Annotated in this window: 11 protein-coding genes; 7 read left to right on the top strand and 4 right to left on the bottom strand. The window is 68.9% G+C overall.

Annotated features, from left to right (window positions below; genetic code table 11):
* Positions 1 to 117: 117 nt before the first annotated feature.
* On the top strand, positions 118 to 426 hold the full coding sequence (locus WMF45_RS50565; RefSeq protein ID WP_012241771.1) for a hypothetical protein: 309 nt from the start codon (positions 118 to 120) through the stop codon (positions 424 to 426).
* A 151-nt stretch (positions 427 to 577) separates the two neighbouring features.
* Here the strand turns inward: WMF45_RS50565 and WMF45_RS50560 are convergent, their stop codons facing one another.
* Positions 578 to 4,414 (bottom strand): serine/threonine-protein kinase, encoded by a 3,837-nt coding sequence (locus tag WMF45_RS50560; RefSeq protein WP_437714598.1) that lies wholly within the window; start codon positions 4,412 to 4,414, stop codon positions 578 to 580.
* Positions 4,415 to 4,825: 411 nt separating this feature from the next.
* On the opposite strand from WMF45_RS50560, the gene WMF45_RS50555 reads away from it, so the two are divergent.
* The 6 genes from WMF45_RS50555 (at position 4,826) to WMF45_RS50530 (ending at position 14,480) form a co-directional block, all read left to right on the top strand.
* Positions 4,826 to 5,941 (top strand): ABC transporter ATP-binding protein, encoded by a 1,116-nt coding sequence (locus tag WMF45_RS50555; protein WP_437714596.1) that lies wholly within the window; start codon positions 4,826 to 4,828, stop codon positions 5,939 to 5,941.
* Complete coding sequence (locus WMF45_RS50550) at positions 5,934 to 6,827, top strand: ABC transporter permease (protein ID WP_437714594.1); 894 nt, start codon at positions 5,934 to 5,936, stop codon at positions 6,825 to 6,827. Before WMF45_RS50555 ends, WMF45_RS50550 begins: the two co-directional genes overlap by 8 nt.
* The gene (locus WMF45_RS50545) at positions 6,824 to 7,654 is read left to right on the top strand and encodes an ABC transporter permease (RefSeq protein WP_437714592.1); all 831 of its coding nucleotides are present in this window, start codon (positions 6,824 to 6,826) and stop codon (positions 7,652 to 7,654) included. Before WMF45_RS50550 ends, WMF45_RS50545 begins: the two co-directional genes overlap by 4 nt.
* A 667-nt stretch (positions 7,655 to 8,321) precedes the next feature.
* A complete protein-coding gene (locus WMF45_RS50540) occupies positions 8,322 to 11,192 on the top strand; it encodes a TonB-dependent receptor domain-containing protein (protein WP_437714591.1) in 2,871 nt (956 codons plus the stop codon).
* A gap of 831 nt (positions 11,193 to 12,023) precedes the next feature.
* A complete protein-coding gene (locus WMF45_RS50535; protein ID WP_437714589.1) occupies positions 12,024 to 13,535 on the top strand; it encodes a flavin monoamine oxidase family protein in 1,512 nt (503 codons plus the stop codon).
* An 84-nt stretch (positions 13,536 to 13,619) separates the two neighbouring features.
* Positions 13,620 to 14,480: a carbon-nitrogen hydrolase family protein gene (locus WMF45_RS50530; protein WP_437714587.1), complete on the top strand. Its 861-nt coding sequence runs from the start codon at positions 13,620 to 13,622 to the stop codon at positions 14,478 to 14,480.
* 19 nt (positions 14,481 to 14,499) lie between these two features.
* Here WMF45_RS50530 and speB read toward each other — a convergent pair whose 3' ends face one another.
* From speB to WMF45_RS50515, 3 genes are all read right to left on the bottom strand, one after another.
* Entirely contained in the window at positions 14,500 to 15,468 is a 969-nt protein-coding gene (gene speB, locus WMF45_RS50525) for an agmatinase (RefSeq protein ID WP_437714585.1), read from the bottom strand.
* 355 nt (positions 15,469 to 15,823) lie between these two features.
* Entirely contained in the window at positions 15,824 to 16,897 is a 1,074-nt protein-coding gene (locus tag WMF45_RS50520) for a polyamine ABC transporter substrate-binding protein (protein WP_437714584.1), read from the bottom strand.
* Between the two features lie 713 nt (positions 16,898 to 17,610).
* Positions 17,611 to 19,824, bottom strand: coding sequence for a SulP family inorganic anion transporter (locus tag WMF45_RS50515; RefSeq protein ID WP_437714582.1), 2,214 nt, complete (start codon positions 19,822 to 19,824; stop codon positions 17,611 to 17,613).
* Between the last annotated feature and the right edge of the window lie 92 nt (positions 19,825 to 19,916).

The raw sequence follows: 19,916 nt of genomic DNA, 5'->3' as shown, positions 1-19,916 counted from the left end.
CTCCTCCGGCGGGCGGCGCCGGCCGGCCGCGCGCTCCAAATTCGCGAATCTCCGCCAGACGCGATTACAATGAGCGCCGAGGGACCGCGGTGAGGTACCTCACGGGACGAGCGACGCGTGGCCGATACCGTTGAGAACGAAGGCGACATCGAGACGATCAGCCAGACCACCCCGGTCTCGGTCGGAGACACCGTGCGCCTCGTGTTCCGTGCCTACGACGAGGCGACCCCGCCGTTCAACATCAAGATCCGCTCCCCCTCCGGGAAGATCATCATCGAGCGCGTGCTGCGCGATCTGCCCACCGGCAAGCCGCAGAGCGCCTCGCCCGTCGAGTTCAGCGCCTCGTCCCCCGGCGAGTACAAGATCGAGATCAAGCAGCTCTACGGCAAGGCGAAGGGCACGGCCGTCCTGCGCGTGAAGCCCTGAGGCGCGCCAGAGCGACAAACGGGTTGAAACCGCCAGAAGAGAGCAGAATTTCGAACCGCCAAGGCTCCAAGGACGCCAAGAAAACTACAAAATCTTGGCGTCTTATGGCGCCTTGGCGGTTCATTCTCGCTCGATCAACGCGATCGATGTTCTAGGTCGAGAAGCCGGGAAGGAGCATGCGCGTCATGCGGTCGGGGCTGATGATGCCCTGCTCGTGCATCCAGCCGTTCGCCGCCTCGACGGCGGCGCGGCCCTCGTCGCCCTTGAGCAGCTCGCCGTGGCGGCGCCGCGCGGCCGCGGCGTAGAGGGCCATGCCGGCGGCCTCGAAGCCGCGCACCGCGTCGGCGAGCTGCTGGACGGCCACCTCCCCCTCGCCGCGGGCCGCGGCGATCGCCGCGCGCACCGCGGCCGCGAGCGGATCGGCCCAGGGCATGTGCTCCGCGTCGATCTTGCGGGCGGCGCGCGTCGCCTCCTCGTACAGCGGCTCCGCGTCGGCCGGCGTGGACGCGGCGGCGGCGGCCAGCGCGGCGCAGGCCCGGAGGTGGGTGATGATGATGCGCACGGCCTGGATGCGCAGGACGAGCGAGCTCTCGAGGCCCGCCCGCTGCTCCGCGAAGAGGCGGTACGTCGCCTCGCCCTCGCCCCGGTACAGGCCGATGTGCGCGCGGGCGACGAGATCGAAGTAGCTCTGCAGCTGGAAGCCCGCCTTGGACCAGCTCCGGATGGCGTCCTGCGCCTGGCGCAGCGCGGAGTCGGGGTCGTCGCCGACGAGCCAGTAGGCGTTGCTCTGCGAGGAGCGCAGGCTCGTGGCGAGGTAGCGATCGCCGCGCTCGTCGGCCGCCTGCAGGTACATCGGGACCCGGCGCATGAACTCGCGCGTCTCGCCGCCGTACCAGAGCGCCCAGACCGAGAAGGTGTGCGCCCAGCTCCGCTCCCACGTGACGCCGGTGCAGCGCTCGCGAAAGATGGTGTCCGCTCGGTCGAGATCGGCCACGCCCTGCTGCCAGCGGCCGAACAGCGTCGCGGTGACGCCGCCGACGAAGCCGACGAGGCCGAGCGCGTGAGGCCTGCCGATGCGCGCCGCGATCGCGCTCGCCGTCGAGAGCAGGTCGGCGACGCGGGACGCGGAGGGGCCGCCGTCGATCGCGAGGTAGGTCGCCTCGAAGGCGAGGGCCCGCGTCACGCGGTACGGCTCGCCCGCCTTGAGCGACAGGAGGAGGTTGCGCGCCTGGAAGTCGGCGCCGCGCGTGGGGTCGACGATGGCGAGCCCCATCGCCGCCGACCAGCAGACGTCGATGCGCATGAGGTCCTCGGGCGAGACCTCGTCGGCGGGGCGCTCGACGAAGTTGAGCCCGCGCAGGCGCACCTGCGCGCGCCGCAGCATCAGCGACGCGACAGCGAGCTCCGGCGTCTTCGGCACCTGCATGCCGACCGCGCCGAGCACCGAGCGCAGGCCCGCCATCCCGGCGTCGACGTAGCCGGCGCGGAGCAGGTTCTCCGCGGCCCGGCGGCCGAGATCGATCGCCTCGGACTCGGGGGCGCCGTCGCTCGCCGCCATGTAGGCCTCCGCGGCCTTGGCGCCGCGGCCCGCGCTGCTCAGGGCGTCGCCGAGCTTGGCGAGCACGACCCGCCGCTCCGCCGCGCCAGGCAGGTGGAGGTCGATCGCCATGCGGTAGAGGCGCGCCGCGTGGTCGAACGCGAACGCGGCCTCCGCGTGCTCGCCGGCGCGCACGGCGTAGCCGGCGGCGCGCTCGGGGTCCCCGGCGGCGCGCCAGTGCTCGGCCAGCGCCTCGAGCTCCGCGCGCCCCGAGGCCTCCAGCGCCAGCGCGAGCCGGCCGTGCCAGCTGCGCGCCGTCTGCTCGTCGAGCCGGCTCGCCACCGTCTCCCGGATGCGGTTGTGGAACGGCTCGAGGAACTCGTCCTGACCCGAGCCGCCGGTCCGCACGAGGTTCGCCGCGCGCAGGGCCGAGAGCACCCGCGTGAGCTCCCCGAAATCCGCCGCCATGGCGTGCGCGGCCACCGACGTCAGCACCGGCGCGCCCGCGCACACGACGAGCTCGAGCAGCTGGCGCGCCCGCGGGTCGAGCCGGCTGATCCGCGCCCAGAGGACGTCGTCGAGGCGCACGGGGCCGCCGTCGGTGTCCGGGGACATCATCCGGTGGCGCAGGAGCGCGTCGATGAAGAGCGGGTGGCCGCCGGCCTCCTGCGCGATCGCCTCGATGCTGAGCGGGCGGCCGACGTGGGCGCCCCGGAGGAGGAGCGCGCAGAGCTCCTGCGCCTCCGCGAGCGACAGGCGGTGGAGGATGATGTGCCCGAGCGAGTCGGTCGGCACCCCGAGCTGCCGCGAGACGGGCGGCGCGGTCTCCGAGGCGGTCCGCACCGTCGCCACGAGCATCATCGCGCGCGGGCGCGAGGGGTCGACCAGCGCGCCCGAGGACGCGGGCCCGTCGAGGCCGACGAACGAGCCGGGCCTGGTCGCGGCGTGGAGATCGGCCTCGGTCCACGGGCGCATCACCTCCGAGAGCAGCGCGACGCTGTCGGCGTCCGCCCACTGGAGATCGTCGATCGCGAGCACGAGCGGCCGCTCGGCCGCGAGCCGGCCCAGCAGCTCCCGGAGCGCGGCGAAGACGAGGGCGCGGATCTCGGGCGGGTCGATCGCCTTGCGCCGGGCGCGCGCCTCCGTGATCGCCGGGACCGTCCGGAGCACCGGGAACACGGTGCCGAGCAGGCCCGCGTTGGGCGGCAGCAGCGCCTTGACCTGCTCGGGGGGGCGGCGCACGAGGTGCCGGCTCAGCCCGTCGATGAGCTCGTCCACCGCCTTGTAGGGGACCGCCTCGCGCTCGTAGCAGCGCCCCGCGAGGACGAGCGCCTCCTTGTCGATGCGCTCCAGGAACCGGCGCAGGAGCGCGCTCTTGCCGACGCCCGACTCGCCCTCGATGAACCGCGTGACCGCGCGCCCGAGCTTCGCCTCCGCGAACGCGCCCTCGAGCGCGGCGAGCTCGCTGCGCCGGCCGACGAAGCCGATGCGCTGCGAGAGGACGGGCGGCTCCTCGATGAGCTCCTGCACCTGCAGCCGGCGCAGCACGTCGCGCGCCGTCGGCCGGGCGGCCGGGTCGATGCGGAGCATGTCCACGCAGAGCTCGTCGATGTCGGCGGGCATGTCCTCGACGAGCCGGCTCGGCGGCGGAGGCTCCGCTCGCCGCATCATGTCGAGCGCCGCCTTGGGCGCCGTCTGGAACGGGTAGACGCCGGTCAGCGCAAGGTAAAGCATGACCCCGACACTGTAGATGTCCGCCTCGGGCCCGGCGGCCTTGGCCTCGGCCTGCTCGGGCGCCATGTAATGGAGCGTTCCGACGACGGCCTGCTCGCGTCCTGCGCCGCTCGCGTCGGCGACGAAGCCGAAGTCGAGGAGGACCACCCGCTCTTCCGCGGTCACGAGGACGTTGGAAGGCTTGATATCGCGGTGAACCTTGTAAGCCGCATGCACCGCCGCGAGCCCCTGGGCGAGCTGCGCCAGGGCCGAGCGCAGGCGGGCCTCGTGGAAGGGGCGCTTGATCCGGGGCTGTGGCTCCGAGGCAGGGCCCTGCACAGCAGACCACATGGGGCTCGACGGCAGGGTCGAGCGGCGCCCGACGCCCGCGGGCTCGCCCCTCGGCCCGGCGTCGCCCTCCTCGTGGAGCCGCACGTGGACCACGAAGTCCACGCCGCGGATGAGCTCCATCGTGAAGAAGAGCTGCCCTTCTTCCTCGTGAAGCTCGCCGAGGCTGACCAGGTTCGGGTGCTGGATGTCCTGGAGCGCACGGAACTCGTTCTTGAACCGGAGGCGCGCGTCGGCGCTCAGATTGCGGAGGATCTTGAGCGCGACCCGCCCCTTCCGCTCGCGATCGAAGGCCTCGTAGACAACCCCCATCCCGCCGCGGCCCACGACGCGAACGACCTGGAAGCGACGCGTGCCTCCAAACTCGGGTCTCGCGTTCCTCAGGCCCATGCGTGGGACCAAGAAATCACCGGCGCCGAGCGGTGGCAAGCAGTGCGTGGGGAACGCGTGGGGAGCGCGCGGCGAACGCGTGGGGAGCGCGCGGCGGACGCGTGGGGAGCGCGCCCGAACGCGCAGGGGAGGCGCGCTCCGAACGCACTGGGCGCGCTCCAGCGACGCGCGAGGCTTGCGTGGCGCGCGGCGCTGGAGCGCGCCGCGAGCAGGATCGGCAGAAAGGTGGCACGCCCAGGGGAAGGGCGGTAGCGTACGCCGCCTGCGAAAGAGCCCGGCCGGGCGCGCGCCGCTCAGCCGGTCAGCCCGGCGCGCACCCAGTTGACAACGGGAGGGCATCATGGTCTGCGTAGTACGCTCCGAGGCTTCGGAAGCGGTTCGGAAAGCGCCACGCGCAAAGGGTTTGCTGGGGTGATCCAGAGGTTGAGAGACTTCTTCTCGTCGTCGGGCCAGCGCAGCACGACGCCCCAGACCGAGAGCGCGGCCGAGCGCAACCCGGGATGCAGCCTCGTTGTAGAGAACGTCAGCAAGAGCTTCGGTAAGACACAGATACTGAACGACGTGTCGTTCACGGCGGAGGCCGGCGAGTTCGTCACGCTCCTCGGGCCTTCCGGCTGCGGCAAGACGACGCTGCTCCGCATCATCGCCGGGCTCGATCGCGCCGATCGGGGGCAGATCCTGCTCGCGGGCAGGGCGGTTGACCACCTGCCGGCGAACCGCAGGCCGGTGAACACCGTGTTCCAGAACTATGCGCTGTTCCCGCATCTGACCGTGTTCGAGAACGTGGCCTTCGGCCTGAGGTCGCGCAGCTTCCCTGATCCCGAGGTGCGCGAGCGCGTGCGTTCGAGCCTCTCGATGCTGAAGCTCGATGACCTCGCGGAGCGGTATCCGCACCAGATCTCGGGCGGTCAGAAGCAGCGAGTCGCGCTCGCGCGCGCGGTCGTCAACGAGCCCGAGGTGCTGCTGCTGGACGAGCCGATGTCGGCGCTCGACGCGAAGCTGCGCGCCGAGGTGCAGCTCGACCTGCGCCGGCTCCAGCGCGCGCTCGGGAAGACGTTCGTGCTCGTCACGCACGATCAGGACGAGGCGATGACCGTCTCGGACCGCATCGTGCTGATGAACAAGGGCCGCATCGAGCAGCAGGGGGCGACGGCCGAGGTGTACGAGCGGCCGCAGAGCCGCTTCGCCGCCGAGTTCTTCGGCGCGGCCAACCTCATCTCCGCGCAGCGCGTCGGCGCCACGCTCGTCTTCACGACGGTGGGCGCGCTGAGGGTGCAGACCAAGCCTCAGTGGGAGTACGGCACGCTCGCGATCCACCCCGAGTGGATCGAGCTCTGCGAGAACGAGCCGGCGGAGAACGGCGTGCGCGGCGTGGTGAAGGAGAGCTTCTACCGCGGCGATCACGTGGAGCTCATCATCGAGCCCGGGCCGCTGCGCGTGCAGCTCAGCCCCCGCTCGCGGCTCAAGCCCGGCTCCTCGGTCTGGCTCGCCCTGCCCGCCGAGCGGCTCGAGGTGCTCAGTGACTGAGCCCACGGTCTGGTATGGCCAGCTCACGACGCGGCGCAGGCTCCTCGCGCGGGGGTCCCTGTTCATCGCGGGCGGCGTCTCCTGGCTGTCCGTGTTCCTCCTCTTGCCGAGCCTGGCGCTCCTCGTCGTGTCGTTCCTCAAGCGCGACGCGGACGGCGCCCTGCTCTGGGAGCTGTCGTTCGAGTCGTTCGAGCGCATCTTCGGCTCCGCGTCCGGCGAGAACGCGCGCATCCTCATCAGGAGCATCGTCCTCGCGCTGGTCGTGACGACCGCCTCCGTGATGCTCGCCTATCCGATGGCCTTCTTCATCGCGCGCGGCTCGCGGCGCCGGCGGTTCTTCTGGCTCGCGCTCATCATCGTCCCGCTCTGCACGAACCTCGTGATCCGCACGTTCAGCTGGAAGCTCCTCCTGTCGGCGCAGCTCCTGCCTGCCAAGCTCGCCGCCTGGCTCGGGTGGATCGACCCGGGCCGCGACGTCTACCCCAGCTGGACGGCGGTCACGATCGGCCTCGTCGCGGCCTCCCTCCCGTTCGCGGTGGTCCCCCTCTACACGAGCATCGATCGTCTCGACTGGTCGCTCGTCGAGGCCGCGCAGGACCTCTATGCGTCGCGGCTGCGCATCTTCCTCGCGGCGATCCTGCCGCAGACGCTCCCGGGCCTCAGCGTCGCAGTCCTCCTCACGTACGTCCCTGCGATGAGCGTCTTCGTGGTGAGCGACATGCTCGGCGGCGCGAAGCACTGGCTGATAGGGAACCTCATCCAGCACCAGTTCGGCCCGGGGAGGAACATCCCTTACGGCGCGGCGCTCAGCCTGGTGCTCATCGTCCTGACGCTGGGCGGCGTGTCCCTCTACCGCCGGAATGGGCGCTCCGTGGAGATCCTGTGAAGCTCGGCCGGGGCCTCTGGCGCGCGCTGACGACGATCGCCGCCTTCCTCGGCTTCGCGCTCCTCTATCTGCCGCTCTTCGCGGTCGCCGTCTACTCGTTCAACGCCGCGGAGCGGGGCCTGCTCTGGACCGGCTTCTCGGTTCGCTGGTACCTCGATCTCTTCGCCGATCCCGAGACCAACCGGCGCGCCATGGAGATCCGCGAGGTCGCCGTGAACACCCTGATGCTCGGCGGCGCCTCCACGATCATCGCGACGGTCCTCGGGACGCTGCTCGCCCTGGGGATGCACTTTCCGTGGCCGAGCTCCGTGAGCCGCGTGCTCGAGTCGATCGTGGACATCCCGGCGGTCGCTCCCGACATCACGTTCGCGGCGGTGCTGGTCATGGCGTTCAACGTGCTCCGCCGCGTGGTGGACCAATGGTTCGAGCCCAGCATGACGACGATGATCATCGGTCATGTGACGTTCGAGATCGCGTTCGTGACGCTCATCGTCCGCAGTCGGCTCACCGCCATCGGGCCGACGCTGAGCGAGGCCGCGATGGACCTCTATGCGTCGCCCTGGATCCATTTCCGGAGGGTCACGCTCCCCCTCCTGTGGCCGGCGATCGTGGGGGGCGCCATGCTGGCGTTCACGCTGTCGCTCAACGACTTCGTGATCAGCTTCTTCACGTCCGGCCCACGCTCGGTCACGCTCCCGCTCTACGTCTACCAATCTCAGATGCGAGGCGTGCGGACCGACCTGTTCGCGATTTCAACGCTCCTCCTGATCGGCGTGGCGGTGTCCATCGTGCTCCTGGAGCGGCTGACCCGCTGGAGGCACAATTGAGCCGCCTGCCCGGGCTCGCGGCGAGGCGGCGGAGTTCGGCGCGCAGGGCGCCGGGCGACCAATGGGCTCGCGCGCGCCGCGCGGAGCCCGGCGGACTCCTGCGCGTAAGCGCAGCGATGCACCGCCCTTGTTCACCTTGGCGCTGGGCCTGACCAGCGCTCCACCTCGCTCTGGCTCGCGCGGCCCAGCCCCGGGGCGCCGAGCTCGAGCGCTTGCCTGACGGCGTCTCCCGCGGGGCACCGGGCCCGGACCGCGCGCCGCCCTGGGTTCCGCTCACTCTGTCATGCGCTCCGCGCACGGCGCCTACACAGCGGCGTCCACGCCGGCGCGAGGTCCCCGGCCGCCTGTGCGAACAGGTTGGATCAGCTGACGGCTTACGGTAAGCTGACCCGGCAATGCGGCTGTTTCGTCCCAAGCTCGCCGGGTTTTTGCTTGACGGCTGGACCCGGCGGACGGCGCTTTGCGCTCCACTTCGACCGTTGGGAATCGAGATCGAAAGATGAGCTTTCGTCGCTCCGCACTCCTACTCATACTCGTAGCACTCCTCACATTCTCCGGTCGGCCTGCCTGGGCGGATGATCTGGCCGATGAGGCCGATCTGCACTTCAGGATCGCCACGGAGCGCTATTCGGCGCGTGACTACCGGGGCGCCCTGGAGCACTTCCTGGTGTCGAACCGGCTTGTCCCGAACCGAAACGTCATCTTCAACATCGCCCGAACTTACGAGGCTCTCCAGGAGTATCCAGACGCATTTCGCTACTACGTTCAGGCGCTCGATCTCGAGCCCAACGCCGCGCGCAGGCCGGCCATCGAGGAGGCGCTCGCGCGCATCCGGCCCAACGTCGCCGTCATCAACGTGACGACGGACCCGCCTGGAGCGACGGTGTACATCAACCGCCGCGATCTCGGCGGCCGCGGCAGCACGCCCCGCCTCCTCGGCTTCCAGCCCGGCAAGCACAAGATCATCGTCGATCTCGAGGGGTATGAGCCGGCGGAGGTCGAGAACGTCGAGGCGAAGATCGGCGAGCAAACGAACGTCGCGGTCAAGCTGAAGCGCATCGTCGGGACGGTGCGCGTCGTCGGTGAGATGGCGGGCACGACGGTGCGGGTCAACGACGCGGGCGGCCCCGCGGCGTGCACCGCGCCGTGCGATCTCACGCTGCCTCCTGGCCGGCACCGCCTCTACCTCTCGCAGGAGGGGTACCAGCCGTCGGAGCAGGACGTGAACGTTGCGGCCGCGAGCACGGTGACCGCGCGTTACCGGCTCAACCCGCTCACCGGCAGCCTCGTCGTCAACGCGGATGAGCGCGACGCGCTCGTCGAGGTCGACGGAAAGCCGATGGGCTTCACGCCCGCGGTCCTCAACGTGCAGAGCGGCCAGCGCCGCGTGCGCGTCTCGCTGCGCGGCTTCCGCCCGGTCGAGCAGTCAGCCAACGTGATGGCCGGACAGCAGACCCGAATCGACATCTCCCTCCGGCAGCTCGAGGAGGTCGAGGCCGCGTCGCGTACGGCGGAGGCCGTCGAGGACGCGCCCGGCTCGGTCACCATCATCTCGGGCCAGGAGCTCCGCGCGATGGGGTATCCGACCGTCGCAGAGGCCTTGAGGGGCATGCGCGGCGTCTACACGACGTACGACGGCACCTACTCCTGGGTCGGCATCCGCGGGATCAGCATCCCCGGCGACTACAGCAACCGCGTGCTCGTGCTCCTCAACGGGCACTCGATCAACGACACGTGGGACGGCCTCGCCTTCGCCGATCAAGCCGCGCGCACCGACCTGGAGGACGTCGAGCGGATCGAGGTCGTCCGTGGCCCGGGCTCGCTGCTCTACGGTACGGGCGCGTTCGTCGGCGTCATCAACATCGTGACCAAGGGCCGCCCGACGGCGTTCGGCGCGGGCGTCGGCGTGGGCGCGGCGCAGCACGGCTTCATCCGGGGCCGCGGCCAGGTGCAGGTGCCCTTCGGGCGCGACTCCGGCATGTGGCTGTCGGTCGCCGGCGGCCACGGTCAAGGGCGAGACTACTACCTGCCGATCCCGCCCGACCCCGATGGCGAGCCCGACCCCAACAACCCCGGTGAGCCGAACATCCCTGATCCTGCGCTGAAATGGAAAAACGGGGATCCCAACTCCCGCGGCGCGGATCACTTCAATGTCGGGACGATCCAGGGGCGGCTCTGGTACAAGTCCCTCTCGGCGCAGGTGTTCTACAACGAGCGCAAGAAGTCGCTCCCGAGCGGCGCCAACTTCACCATGGTCGGCGACGACAGGACGTTTTACCGCGACAGGCGCGGGTTCGCCGAGCTCACGTTCTCGCCGCGGTTCTCCGACAGCTTCTCGATGACGACCCGCGTGGCCGTCGACATGCAGCTCTACGATGACACGCTGTGGCTGTCCGACGACGGGGCCGGCACGCTCCATGACGTCGAGAAGTACCAGGACACGTGGCTGCTGGCGGATCAACGATTCGAGGTCTCACCGCTCCGTGAGCTGAAGGTCACGGTCGGCGCCGAGGGCCAGGTACACCTGCTCGGCAGGATGCGCATCGAGGAGACAGAGTACACCGGGGACATCATCACCCGCAATGAGCTCGTCCTGCCCCTGGGCGGCCTCGACCCCGACGACGAGGATCTGTTCGACTCGCACCCTTACCAGATCCTCGCCGGCTACGGCGTTGTCGACTTCGTCCCGTCCGACCGCGTCCGCGTCTCCGCGGGTGCTCGTATCGACTATTACAACTACGGTAAGGACAACCTCAGCTTCAACTCCGGGATCAGCCCGCGTATCGCGCTCGTCGTCAAGCCCTACGAAGGGGGCAACCTGAAGGTCACCGGCGGCCGCGCGTTCCGCGCTCCGCCCATTTACGAGCTCTTCCTGCAGGTGCCCTCGAGCAACTTTGCCCCGGGGTACGAGCCGGAGAAGGGCGCGTCGGTCGATCCCGAGAGCATCCTTTCGGGAGAGGTCGAGTTCACGCACCGGCTCTCGTCCACGCTCTCCTTGCTCGGCGCGGGGTACGTGAACTACATGACCGACATGATCGCGCAGACCGGCGACTTCACGTTGGCTGTGCCGGGGAGGTACGACAACACCGCGGATCCGATCCTCGTGATGGGCGCGGAGGCCGAGCTGCGCCGCGAGTGGCGCCAGGGCTGGATGGCCTCTCTCTCCTACTCCTATTCACGGGCGCGGTACCTCAGGGAAGGAGACGTCGATGAGGTGCTCACGAAGGTGCCCAACTCGCCGGAGCACATGGCCTCCGTCAAGGGGACCGTGCCGCTGTTCGGGAAGGCGCTGATGCTGTCGACGCGCCTCACCGTCGAGTCGCCGCGCATCGACAAGACCCTGACGGAGACCGACCCCGCGGTGATCTGGGACGTGGTCCTCTCCGGTCAGACGGAGGTGGCCGGCCTCCGCTACAACATGGGCGTCTACAACGTCGCCGACTGGGAGTACGAGGCCCCCATCTCGCCCCAGTTCACGGCGACCAGGATGCCGCAGGCAGGCCGCACCTTCCTCCTCTCTGCCAACCTGAACTTCTGATCATCGCGCGGCCGTCCTGGCCGCGCGCTCTCCACCTCACGCCCATCACCCCTCGGCGCGCCGCCGCGCTCGACCGCGGCGCAGGCGGCCCGCGCAGCGCGTAGCCTCGCGCCCCGCGGCCGTCTTGCGGCGTCGCCCTGGCGGGCTCATCCATGCCAGGCGTCGCGCAAGCCACGGCGGCGCCACCGTTCCACTCTGACAGGAGCTCCGCCGCTGCACGCATTTCGCGCCACGCTCGAATTCAGCGTCTCGCGTGAACTCAGCGCCTGGACCGGCCTCGCGTCGTATGCAGCGCTCTCGTGTGTTTCCTTGCCAGACGCAAATCATGCGCCGGGGCGCAAACCACGCACGTTCCTCCGCAATCCACGATCGAGGCGCGACGGTGTGGAGCGGTGCGTTCGCTTCATGGCCGTCGCCGGAGACGCCGCGATCGGACGGCGCGCGGCCGCGCGCCACGTGCCACCCGCGCCACGTGACCAAGTGACCACATCATCGGACGCCAGCGCACTCTTGTGGCAATCCGCGCGGTCATGATTTTGCTTGAAAGCAAAACATCGCTTGTCCATCATGGTCACTCGTGAATATCCGCTCCTCGACCTCGGATCACGCGACACACGGCGCGCGCCTTCCGGAGCGACGGCGGAACAAGGGGCGCGCCGCTCGGCGGATCGCGCCGTGACCAGGAGCGACCAGGAGAGCGATGGGCGCCGATCTTCGCGCCGAACCCTAGGTCACGAGAGGAGCGCGCGTCGGGTATTCCGCCCGCGGCGCGCCATCTTGAAGGCGTTTTTGCCAACCTGACGATCGTCAGCCAGCCCGAGCAAGAGGTCCATGTTGCCCGACCGCCCGATCGATGTCCCCGAGCAGTCGTTCGCTTCCGTCTACGACCGGCGTCGCCTCGCGGCCGCAGGGGAGATGTTGCCACAGCTGTGGGACACCCTACCTGAGTGGCCGAGCGTCGGCGGCGGACGCCGTGTCATCGTGCTCGGCGGCGGGATTTCAGGGCTGTGCACCGCATGGTCGCTGCGGAAGGCCGGGTTCGACCCGATCATCCTCGAGCGGAATGACCGTGTAGGCGGCCGCTTCTACACGCTCCGGAACCACTTCGGCGACCAGTACGCGGAGCTCGGCGTCACCCGGATCGCCGACACCCACGTCCTCACGCTCGCCTATGCGCGCCACTTCGGGCTGGAGATCCTCGAGTATCCGCTCGACGCGACGCAGCTGTACTACGTCATGGGCCATCGCTTCCTGAGCACCTCGCGGGGCAAAGCGCACTATCCTGCCGATTTTCCGCTCTCTCCGGAAGAGCGGGACATCGACGCGGAGTCCCTCAACCTGCAGCTCGCGGCGAAGGCGTTCTCGGTGATCGGCGACCCGCGGGACATGCAGTGGCCACCGGCCACCGTCCGCAAGGACTTCTCGGGCGAGACGTTCTACCGCAGCCTGGATCGGACCGGGGCCTCGCACGCCGCGAGGGAGATCTGCCGCGCGTACGAGGGGACGGAGATCGAGATGTTCAGCGGCCTCGCCTGGTCGGCGAACCAGCGGCTCGACGCCAAGTGGTTCCACACCTACGCGATCGCCGGCGGGAACGACCGCCTGACCACCGCGTTCGCCGACGATCTCGGCGATCGCATCCTCAAGGGGGCCCATGTGCAGCGGGTGATCTCCCGCGAGGACGGCGTGACCGTCGAGTTCCTCAGGAACGGGGACCCCGAGACGATCGAGGGCGACTTCGTGGTGTGCGCGCTCCCCCACCGCATCCTGCTCGAGGTCGCGTTCGACCCGCCGCTCTCCGGCCCCAAGCACCGCGCGGCGTCGGAGATCCCGATGTTCACCGTCACGCGCCTCAACTTCCAGTTCTCGCACCGGTTCTGGGCGGATGAGGGCATCGTCGGGCTGCTCGCGGCCTGCACGACCACGCCCATCGAGCGTCTGTGGGACCTGACCTCGCTCCAGTCGGGCACCCCGGGCATCCTCACGGCCTACGTGCAGGACCGCAACGCCGCGGCGCTCGACGAGCTGCCCACCGCGGCCGATCGCATCGAGTTCGGGCTCAAGACGATGGAGTCGTTCTTCCCGAACGCTCGGCAGTACTTCCAGAAGGGGCTGTCGTTCTCGTGGCACCACCAGCCGTACACGCGCGGCGGCTGGCCCGCGTACCGGCCCGATCAGACCGACCTGATCGCGGATCTCCAGCGCGGCGAGGGGCGCGTCGTCTTCGCCGGCGATCACACGTGCCTCTACACGGGCTGGGCGCAGGGTGCCCTCGAGTCGGCGCACTTCGCCACGGCCGAGGTGATCGCGGCGGCTCGCGGGTCGATCGAGCCGGGCACCTGAGCCAGCTCGAAAGGCGCCCCCCGGCGCGACGTTCACGACGCCCCTCGAACGCACGCCGCGGAGGGGGTGTATAACGTCGCTTGTATGGCTCGCCTCCTCCACGTCATCGGAGTCCAGTCCCGGCCCGTGCCCGGCGACCCTGCTGCGACGCTCGAGAAGCTCGAGCGCGAGGTGCAGACGCTGGGGGTCTCGTTCCCCGAGGCGCAGCTCTACCTGTTTCCCGAGCTGTGGCTCACGGGGGATCACCCGTTCCGCCACACCACCTCGTCGCACGAGCTCGCCCAGCCGATCCCCGGGCCGCTCACCAGGCGGCTCGGCGCGATCGCGCGCAGGGCTGGGAGGTGGCTCTGCGCCGGGTCGATCTACGAGCGCGCGGGCGACAAGCTGCACAATACCGCGCTCGTCTTCTCGCCGAGCGGCAAGCTCGTCGCCCGGTACCGCAAGCTCTATCCCTGGATGCCCTTCGAGACCTGTGCGCCGGGCGATGAGCCCGCTCCCGTGTTCGACATCCCGCGCGTCGGCCGGCTGGGGCTCATGATCTGTTACGACGGCTGGTATCCCGAGGTCGCGCGCGGCCTGGCGCTGCGCGGCGCCGAGGTGATCCTGCATCCGACGCTCACCACGACGCCGGATCGCGAGGAGGAGCTCGTGCTCGCCCGCGCCCGCGCCATCGAGAACCAGTGTTATGTGGTGAACGTCAACGCCGCGGTGGAGGTGGGCGGCGGGCGCTCCATCGCGGTCGATCCCGAGGGCCGCGTCCTCTTCCTGGGCGGCTCGGGAGAGGAGTACCTCGGGGAGGTGCTCGATCTCGACCGCGTCCAGACGGTCCGCGCCCACGGCACGCGCGGGCTGAACCGGGTGCTCCGCCAGTTCACCGAAGACTCCCCTGAAGCGGTCTTCGCCCCGTACCGAGCGCGCTCTCCGCGCCGCCGGACACGCTCGTAAAGCCGACGCAGAGCGGCGGTCACCCGGATGGCTCCCTTGCTTTGGGCGCGCCAGGCCGGCACGCGATGAGCCCGAGCCCCTCCTGCGCGATCGTCGCGCCAGCCAGCGCCGTGATTTCACCCACGTCGTACGCGGGCGCGACCTCCACGACGTCCATGCCGACGAGCGCGATGCCCTGGAGCCCCCGAAGGATCTCCAGCGCGACCGCGGTCGACAGCCCCCCGCAGACCGGCGTGCCGGTGCCGGGCGCGAAGCTCGGGTCGAGGAAATCGATGTCGAACGTCAGGTAAACCTCGTGGTCCCCGACGATATTACGAACGTGCTCGATCACCGCTCTCGCGCCATGGCGATGAACCCAGGGCGCGTCGAGCACCTGGAAGCCGAGCGTATCGGCGTTGTAGGTGCGGAGCCCGATCTGCGCCGAGCGGCTGGGCTCCACGAGGCCCTCCCGCGCCGCGTGGAAGAACATGGTGCCGTGATCGACCCGGCCCGATCCGACCTCGTCGCTCCACGTGTCGGAGTGAGCGTCGAAATGGATCAGCGAGAGCTTCCCGCGGCGCTTGGACACGGCGCGCAGGATCGGGTAGCTCACGAAGTGATCCCCCCCGATCGAGAGGGGCGTCACCCCGGCGTCGAGGATCCGGCCGATGTGCTCCTCGATGGCGACAGGGCTCTCCTCCGGACGCCCGTAATCCCAGACGCAGTCGCCATAGTCCACCACGGCGAGCCGATCGAGCGGATCGAACTCGTAGCCGTAAGGGCGGTTCCACGCGAGGTGCGCCGAGGCCTCCCGCACCGCGCGCGGGCCGAAGCGCGCCCCTGGGCGGTTGCTGGTCGCCGTGTCGAGCGGAATGCCGGTGACCGCCACATCGACGCCAGTCAGGTCGCGCGTGTACTTGCGGCGCAGGAAGGAGAGCGCGCCGCTGTAGGTCGGCTCGCGCCGGACGCCATAGAGGCTATCGGCCGTGAACGCGTTGTCTACGACCATGCCTCTCGCGCGAGCGGTGGTCTTGGAGCGATGATCTTCCATAGAGGTCCTTACGTTCTGATCGACGCACTCCACCTCGTCGCGTCGGGCGCCTCGGGCGCGGTGCGCTCCGGTGGCAGCGAGCTACGCCGTGCGCTCCAGCCGGGCTCGTCGCGCCCCCGTCGGGGACGCGCCGGCGAGACGAGCGCCGCGCCAGAGTGACACGTCGGTGGCAACGAAGCATTCCGTTCTGCCAGGGGCTCCACGCAGCAGCCCTGATTCCAGTTCGGGCGTGCGCTCGACACCGGCGCGTCGCGCAGGATGGGCATCGGCGTGCTCGGAGGCTGAGCACCTCGCTGGCGCCATCGCCTCAAGGTCAGTTCGATTTCACGGCCGCCCAGACCTCGTCGTAGAGCTTGGCCGACTCGCCGAGATCACGATGGGCCTCCAGGCGGGTCGCCATATCGCCCGTCGGATAGATGAGCTGGTTCGTGCGGTCTTCGACCGGCAGCTTGGCCTGCGCGGCGCTGTTCGGGGTCGCGTACTTCGTCATCATCGAGAGCTGCGAGCCGCCGTCGGGGGTCAGCATGTAATTGATGAACTTGTGAGCCAGCTCAGGGTGGGGCGACTTGGTGGGCACGGTCATCACGTCGACCCAGATCACGGAACCTTCCTTCGGAATGACGAGGGCGAGGCGATCCTTGTCCTCCCAGACCACCTTCTGCGCGTCCCCGTTCCAGACGACCGCCATGTCGACGGAGCCGCCCTTCACGTCCTGCGTCGCGCCGATGCCGCCCTTGAAGCCGAGGCACTTCGGGTTGCTCTTGGCCTCCTTGAGGATGCGCCCGGCCTCCCGGATCTCTTCAGGCTTCGACGTGTTGCTGGAAAATCCCTTGTACTTCAGCGCCGCGCCGACCATGTCCCGCATCTCGTCGATCAGCACGAACGTGCCCGGCGTCTTCTGGGCGTCGAAGAGCACGCCCCACGTCGGATCCATGTTGGGGATCTTCTTCTTGTTGTAGATGATCGCGACAGTGCCCCACTGGTAGGGGATAGAGTACTTGTTGCCCTCGTCGAAGTTCGGGCCCGAGAACCGCGACTCGAGGTTCTTCAAATTGGGGAGCTGGGCGTGATCCAGGGGGCGGATGAGCCCGCGCCGCGCGAGCCGCCCGCTGGCGTGCGCCGCCATCACGACGACATCGTACTGCGCGTCGGCGCCCGCATAAGCGAGCTTGCTCTCCATCTCCTCGGTGGAGTCGTAGATCGTGAGCCGCAGACGGGCGTTGTTCTGCGTCTCGAAGTCCTTGATGCTCTTGTCGTCCAGGTAGTTCGGGAAGATGAGGACGCTGAGCTCGGAGGGCTGAGCCGCAGCTTCCTTGGTGCCCGACTCTGCACGTCCTTCAGCAGGAGCCTTATCTTTGCCGCAGGCGGCGATCGATAGGACACCCAACAGAATGGCTAGTACCATCAGGGGTCGACGTTGAGTTTTCATAAGTTGTCCTTTCTCCAGCTGCTCAAGGCGGACAGGCCTGCGGGTGTTCGCTGGCGCGATGCTGGCCTCTGGGATCTCCGGAAGCGAAAGCCAGCGGAGCGCGTTTGCGGACCGAGACCCCCATCGGCCGGTAGGACGCGCGCGGGATGCCGGGCAGCCCCGGCCGCAACCCTATGGTCCGTGGATTGCAAGCGCGCGTCCCCTTGTCAAGGAAAATGTGTTGCGCGGTAAGCAACACGACTGGCCTTCTCGTTCGGAGCGAAACCACGACTGTTCGCAAGCTTAGGCGAATCGTACATTCCGTGGCTCTGATTCCGGAAGAGATCGACGAAATTGCATTCAAATGTGTGTTCACCGCGCATCCACGCACCTCCGGGATAGCGTCTACACGAGATTGTTCTCCCCCAGGTGAAACGGCGCGCGGCACGGCAATGCGTGTTTCGACGCGACCGGAACACAGGACGGCAATGCTCGCGGGTTGCGCTCGGTCGTCGTGCGCGTCGTGCGCGATAGGATCTGCGGGAGCCAGGTGCTCACGCGTGCAGCATTGAAGAGCGGACACGCCGGCTCCCCGGCGCGCGGCGCGCACCGGCCGGGGGCGTACTGCCGTCGCACGATGCTGCAAGCGAGTCTCCACGGGAACGCAGCGCTCCAGGCCGAACCGATCGAGTCTAGTTGAACAGCGATTTCACGGGCCCCGTCGAGTGCACGATCCTCCGGGCCAGCAGCGTGACCACGAAGTGATGGAAGGCCGCGGCCAGCTCGGGCGCCTCGTCCGTCATTCGCTGCAGCGCCTCCTCCGTGAGCCGGTAGAGCGTGGACTGCCGGCTGGCGGTGACCGTCGCCGACCGCTTCTCGCCCATGTAGAGCCCGGACTCGCCGACGACCGACCCCGGCCCCATCGTGCGGAGCCGCTTCACCTTCTTCCCGTCGATCTCGAGCCAGGCCGTGAGCTCTCCGCTCTCGATGAGGTAGAGGTCCTTCGACACATCTCCGGCCCGGAACAGATCGAACCCATCCGGAAGCTCCACGCGCTCGAGATAGTCCTTGAAACGCAGCATTCCCTGGCGACCGCCGAATACATCCTGGAGATCGTAGAACAGCATCGGAGGCGGCAGCATGCTGGGCGGCGCATCTGCGATGATCTCCTTCTCACACGCCTCGAGGCCTCGATCCAGATCCGGGTAGATCCGGCAGACCTCGTCCTCCTCGCCGACGAAGACCTCGCCCCGCTCGAGGTGATTGCGGATGTCCACACGCACCTCCGTGAAGATGAGCTTGACGCCGTGCGCCTTGGCGAGCCTGCGGAGCCGGAGGAAGCTCGCGATGGCGGACGAGTCGATGCCGTTCACGTGGCGGAAGTCGAGCAGCAGATAGCGCACCTCACCTTCCTCGCTCTGGATGCGCTGCTGGGCGGTCGAGAGGAGGTTGTACGCCGTCCCGAAGAAGATATAGCCCTGGAGCTGGAGCACGTTGAGCTGCTTGGCGCGCTCCGTCAGGGTCATTTCCTCGCCGTCGCTGCGAGCGACGTTGCTGCGCAGGTAGACCCCGGAGATGGCGTTGCGCACCACCTCGATGCGGCTGTAGCTGAGCGCGAAGAGGATGAACGAGACGCCGAGCCCCACCCCGATGCCGACAAGGAAGCCCCGGACGGCGACGACAAGGAGGATCACCACGATGACGAAGTACTCGATGCGCCGCAGCCGGAACCAGCCCTCGTAGAGCGTGTTGATGAGGAAGTGGAATCCGAGATAGGCGATCAAGCCCCCGAGGACGGGGCGCGGGAAGTACAGGATGGCGTCGGCGCCGACGAAGAGCACGACGCAGCTGATCGCCGCCGCGACCAGCCCCGAGACGCGGCTGTTCGAGCCGGCCTTGTAGCTCATCGACGACTCGGCCAGCGACAGGTAGCCGACCATGCCGCCGAAGAGGCCCGTGACGATGTTCGCGACGCCCGTGGCCCGCAGCTCGCGGTCGAGATCGATCTCCTGCTCCGTCGCGAGCTCCACGCCCGACGCGCTGAGCAGCACGGTGATGGCGGCCATGATCGTGACGGCGGCCATGTTGCCCGCGCTTCCGAACAGGACCGACCAGTCCACCTTCCCGAAATCCGAAGCGCCGATCGGCGGCCAGAGCGACGCGGTCGGGAACGGACCGAGGAGCCAGCCGCTGTCGAGCACCTGCTGCACGCTGACGCCGGCGAGGCCCAGCGAGACGTAGAACACCACGATCGAGCCGCCGAGCAGCACGGGCAGGAGCAGGAGCGACGAGAACCGCCGCAGCACCAGGAGGAGCAGGACGCCGAACACGAGGCCCGGGAGGACCCGCTTCAGGAGCTCCGGATCCATCACCACGCTCGGAAAAATATCGAGCGTCGATGGCTGGCCGGACATCACCGAGATCGATCCCTGGAGGAGGAGCCAGCCGGCGCCTGCGATGAAGCCGCCGGCGACGGGGTACGGGATGAAGCGGACCAGGATGCCGAGCCGTAAGAGGCCGAGCAGCAGGAAGAAGCCGCCTGCGACCACGGAGGTGATGGCGATGGCGGCCACGACCGTCGGGAACGGGCTCGCCGTCGGGTCCTTCTGCGCGATGCCCGTCGTGATCGCCGCCGCCATCGAGGCGAGAATGACGGCGGCGTCCTCCTGCGGCGCGGCGATCACCGGCTTGTAGGAGCTGAGGAGAGACACGATCACGCCGACGATGACGGAGCTGATCAGGATGATGCCGATCCCTCTCGAGAGGTATTCGGCGAGCCCGTGGTTGAAGATCAGCGCGCCAAGAGAGATATCGAACGAGACGACAAGCGTCCCCGAGACCATTCCGGCGATCACGGCGGGCATGAGCTTGGAAGGCTTCGCCTTCTCAAGGAGCTCCTCGTTCAACAGCGCAGGTGACTCCTTTGTTGCCTGTCGTGTCATGCTCTTGGGAGACCTCGTGATCGATTGTCAGCGGAATTCGCAGGGCGGCGAGGGCC

The sequence above is a fragment of the Sorangium sp. So ce448 genome (assembly GCF_051520915.1).
GTDB classification, from domain to species: Bacteria; Myxococcota_A; Polyangia; order Polyangiales; family Polyangiaceae; genus Sorangium; species Sorangium cellulosum_B.
The sequence above is the reverse complement of the archived record's forward strand: the minus strand, read 5'-3'. Positions and strand labels throughout refer to the sequence as shown.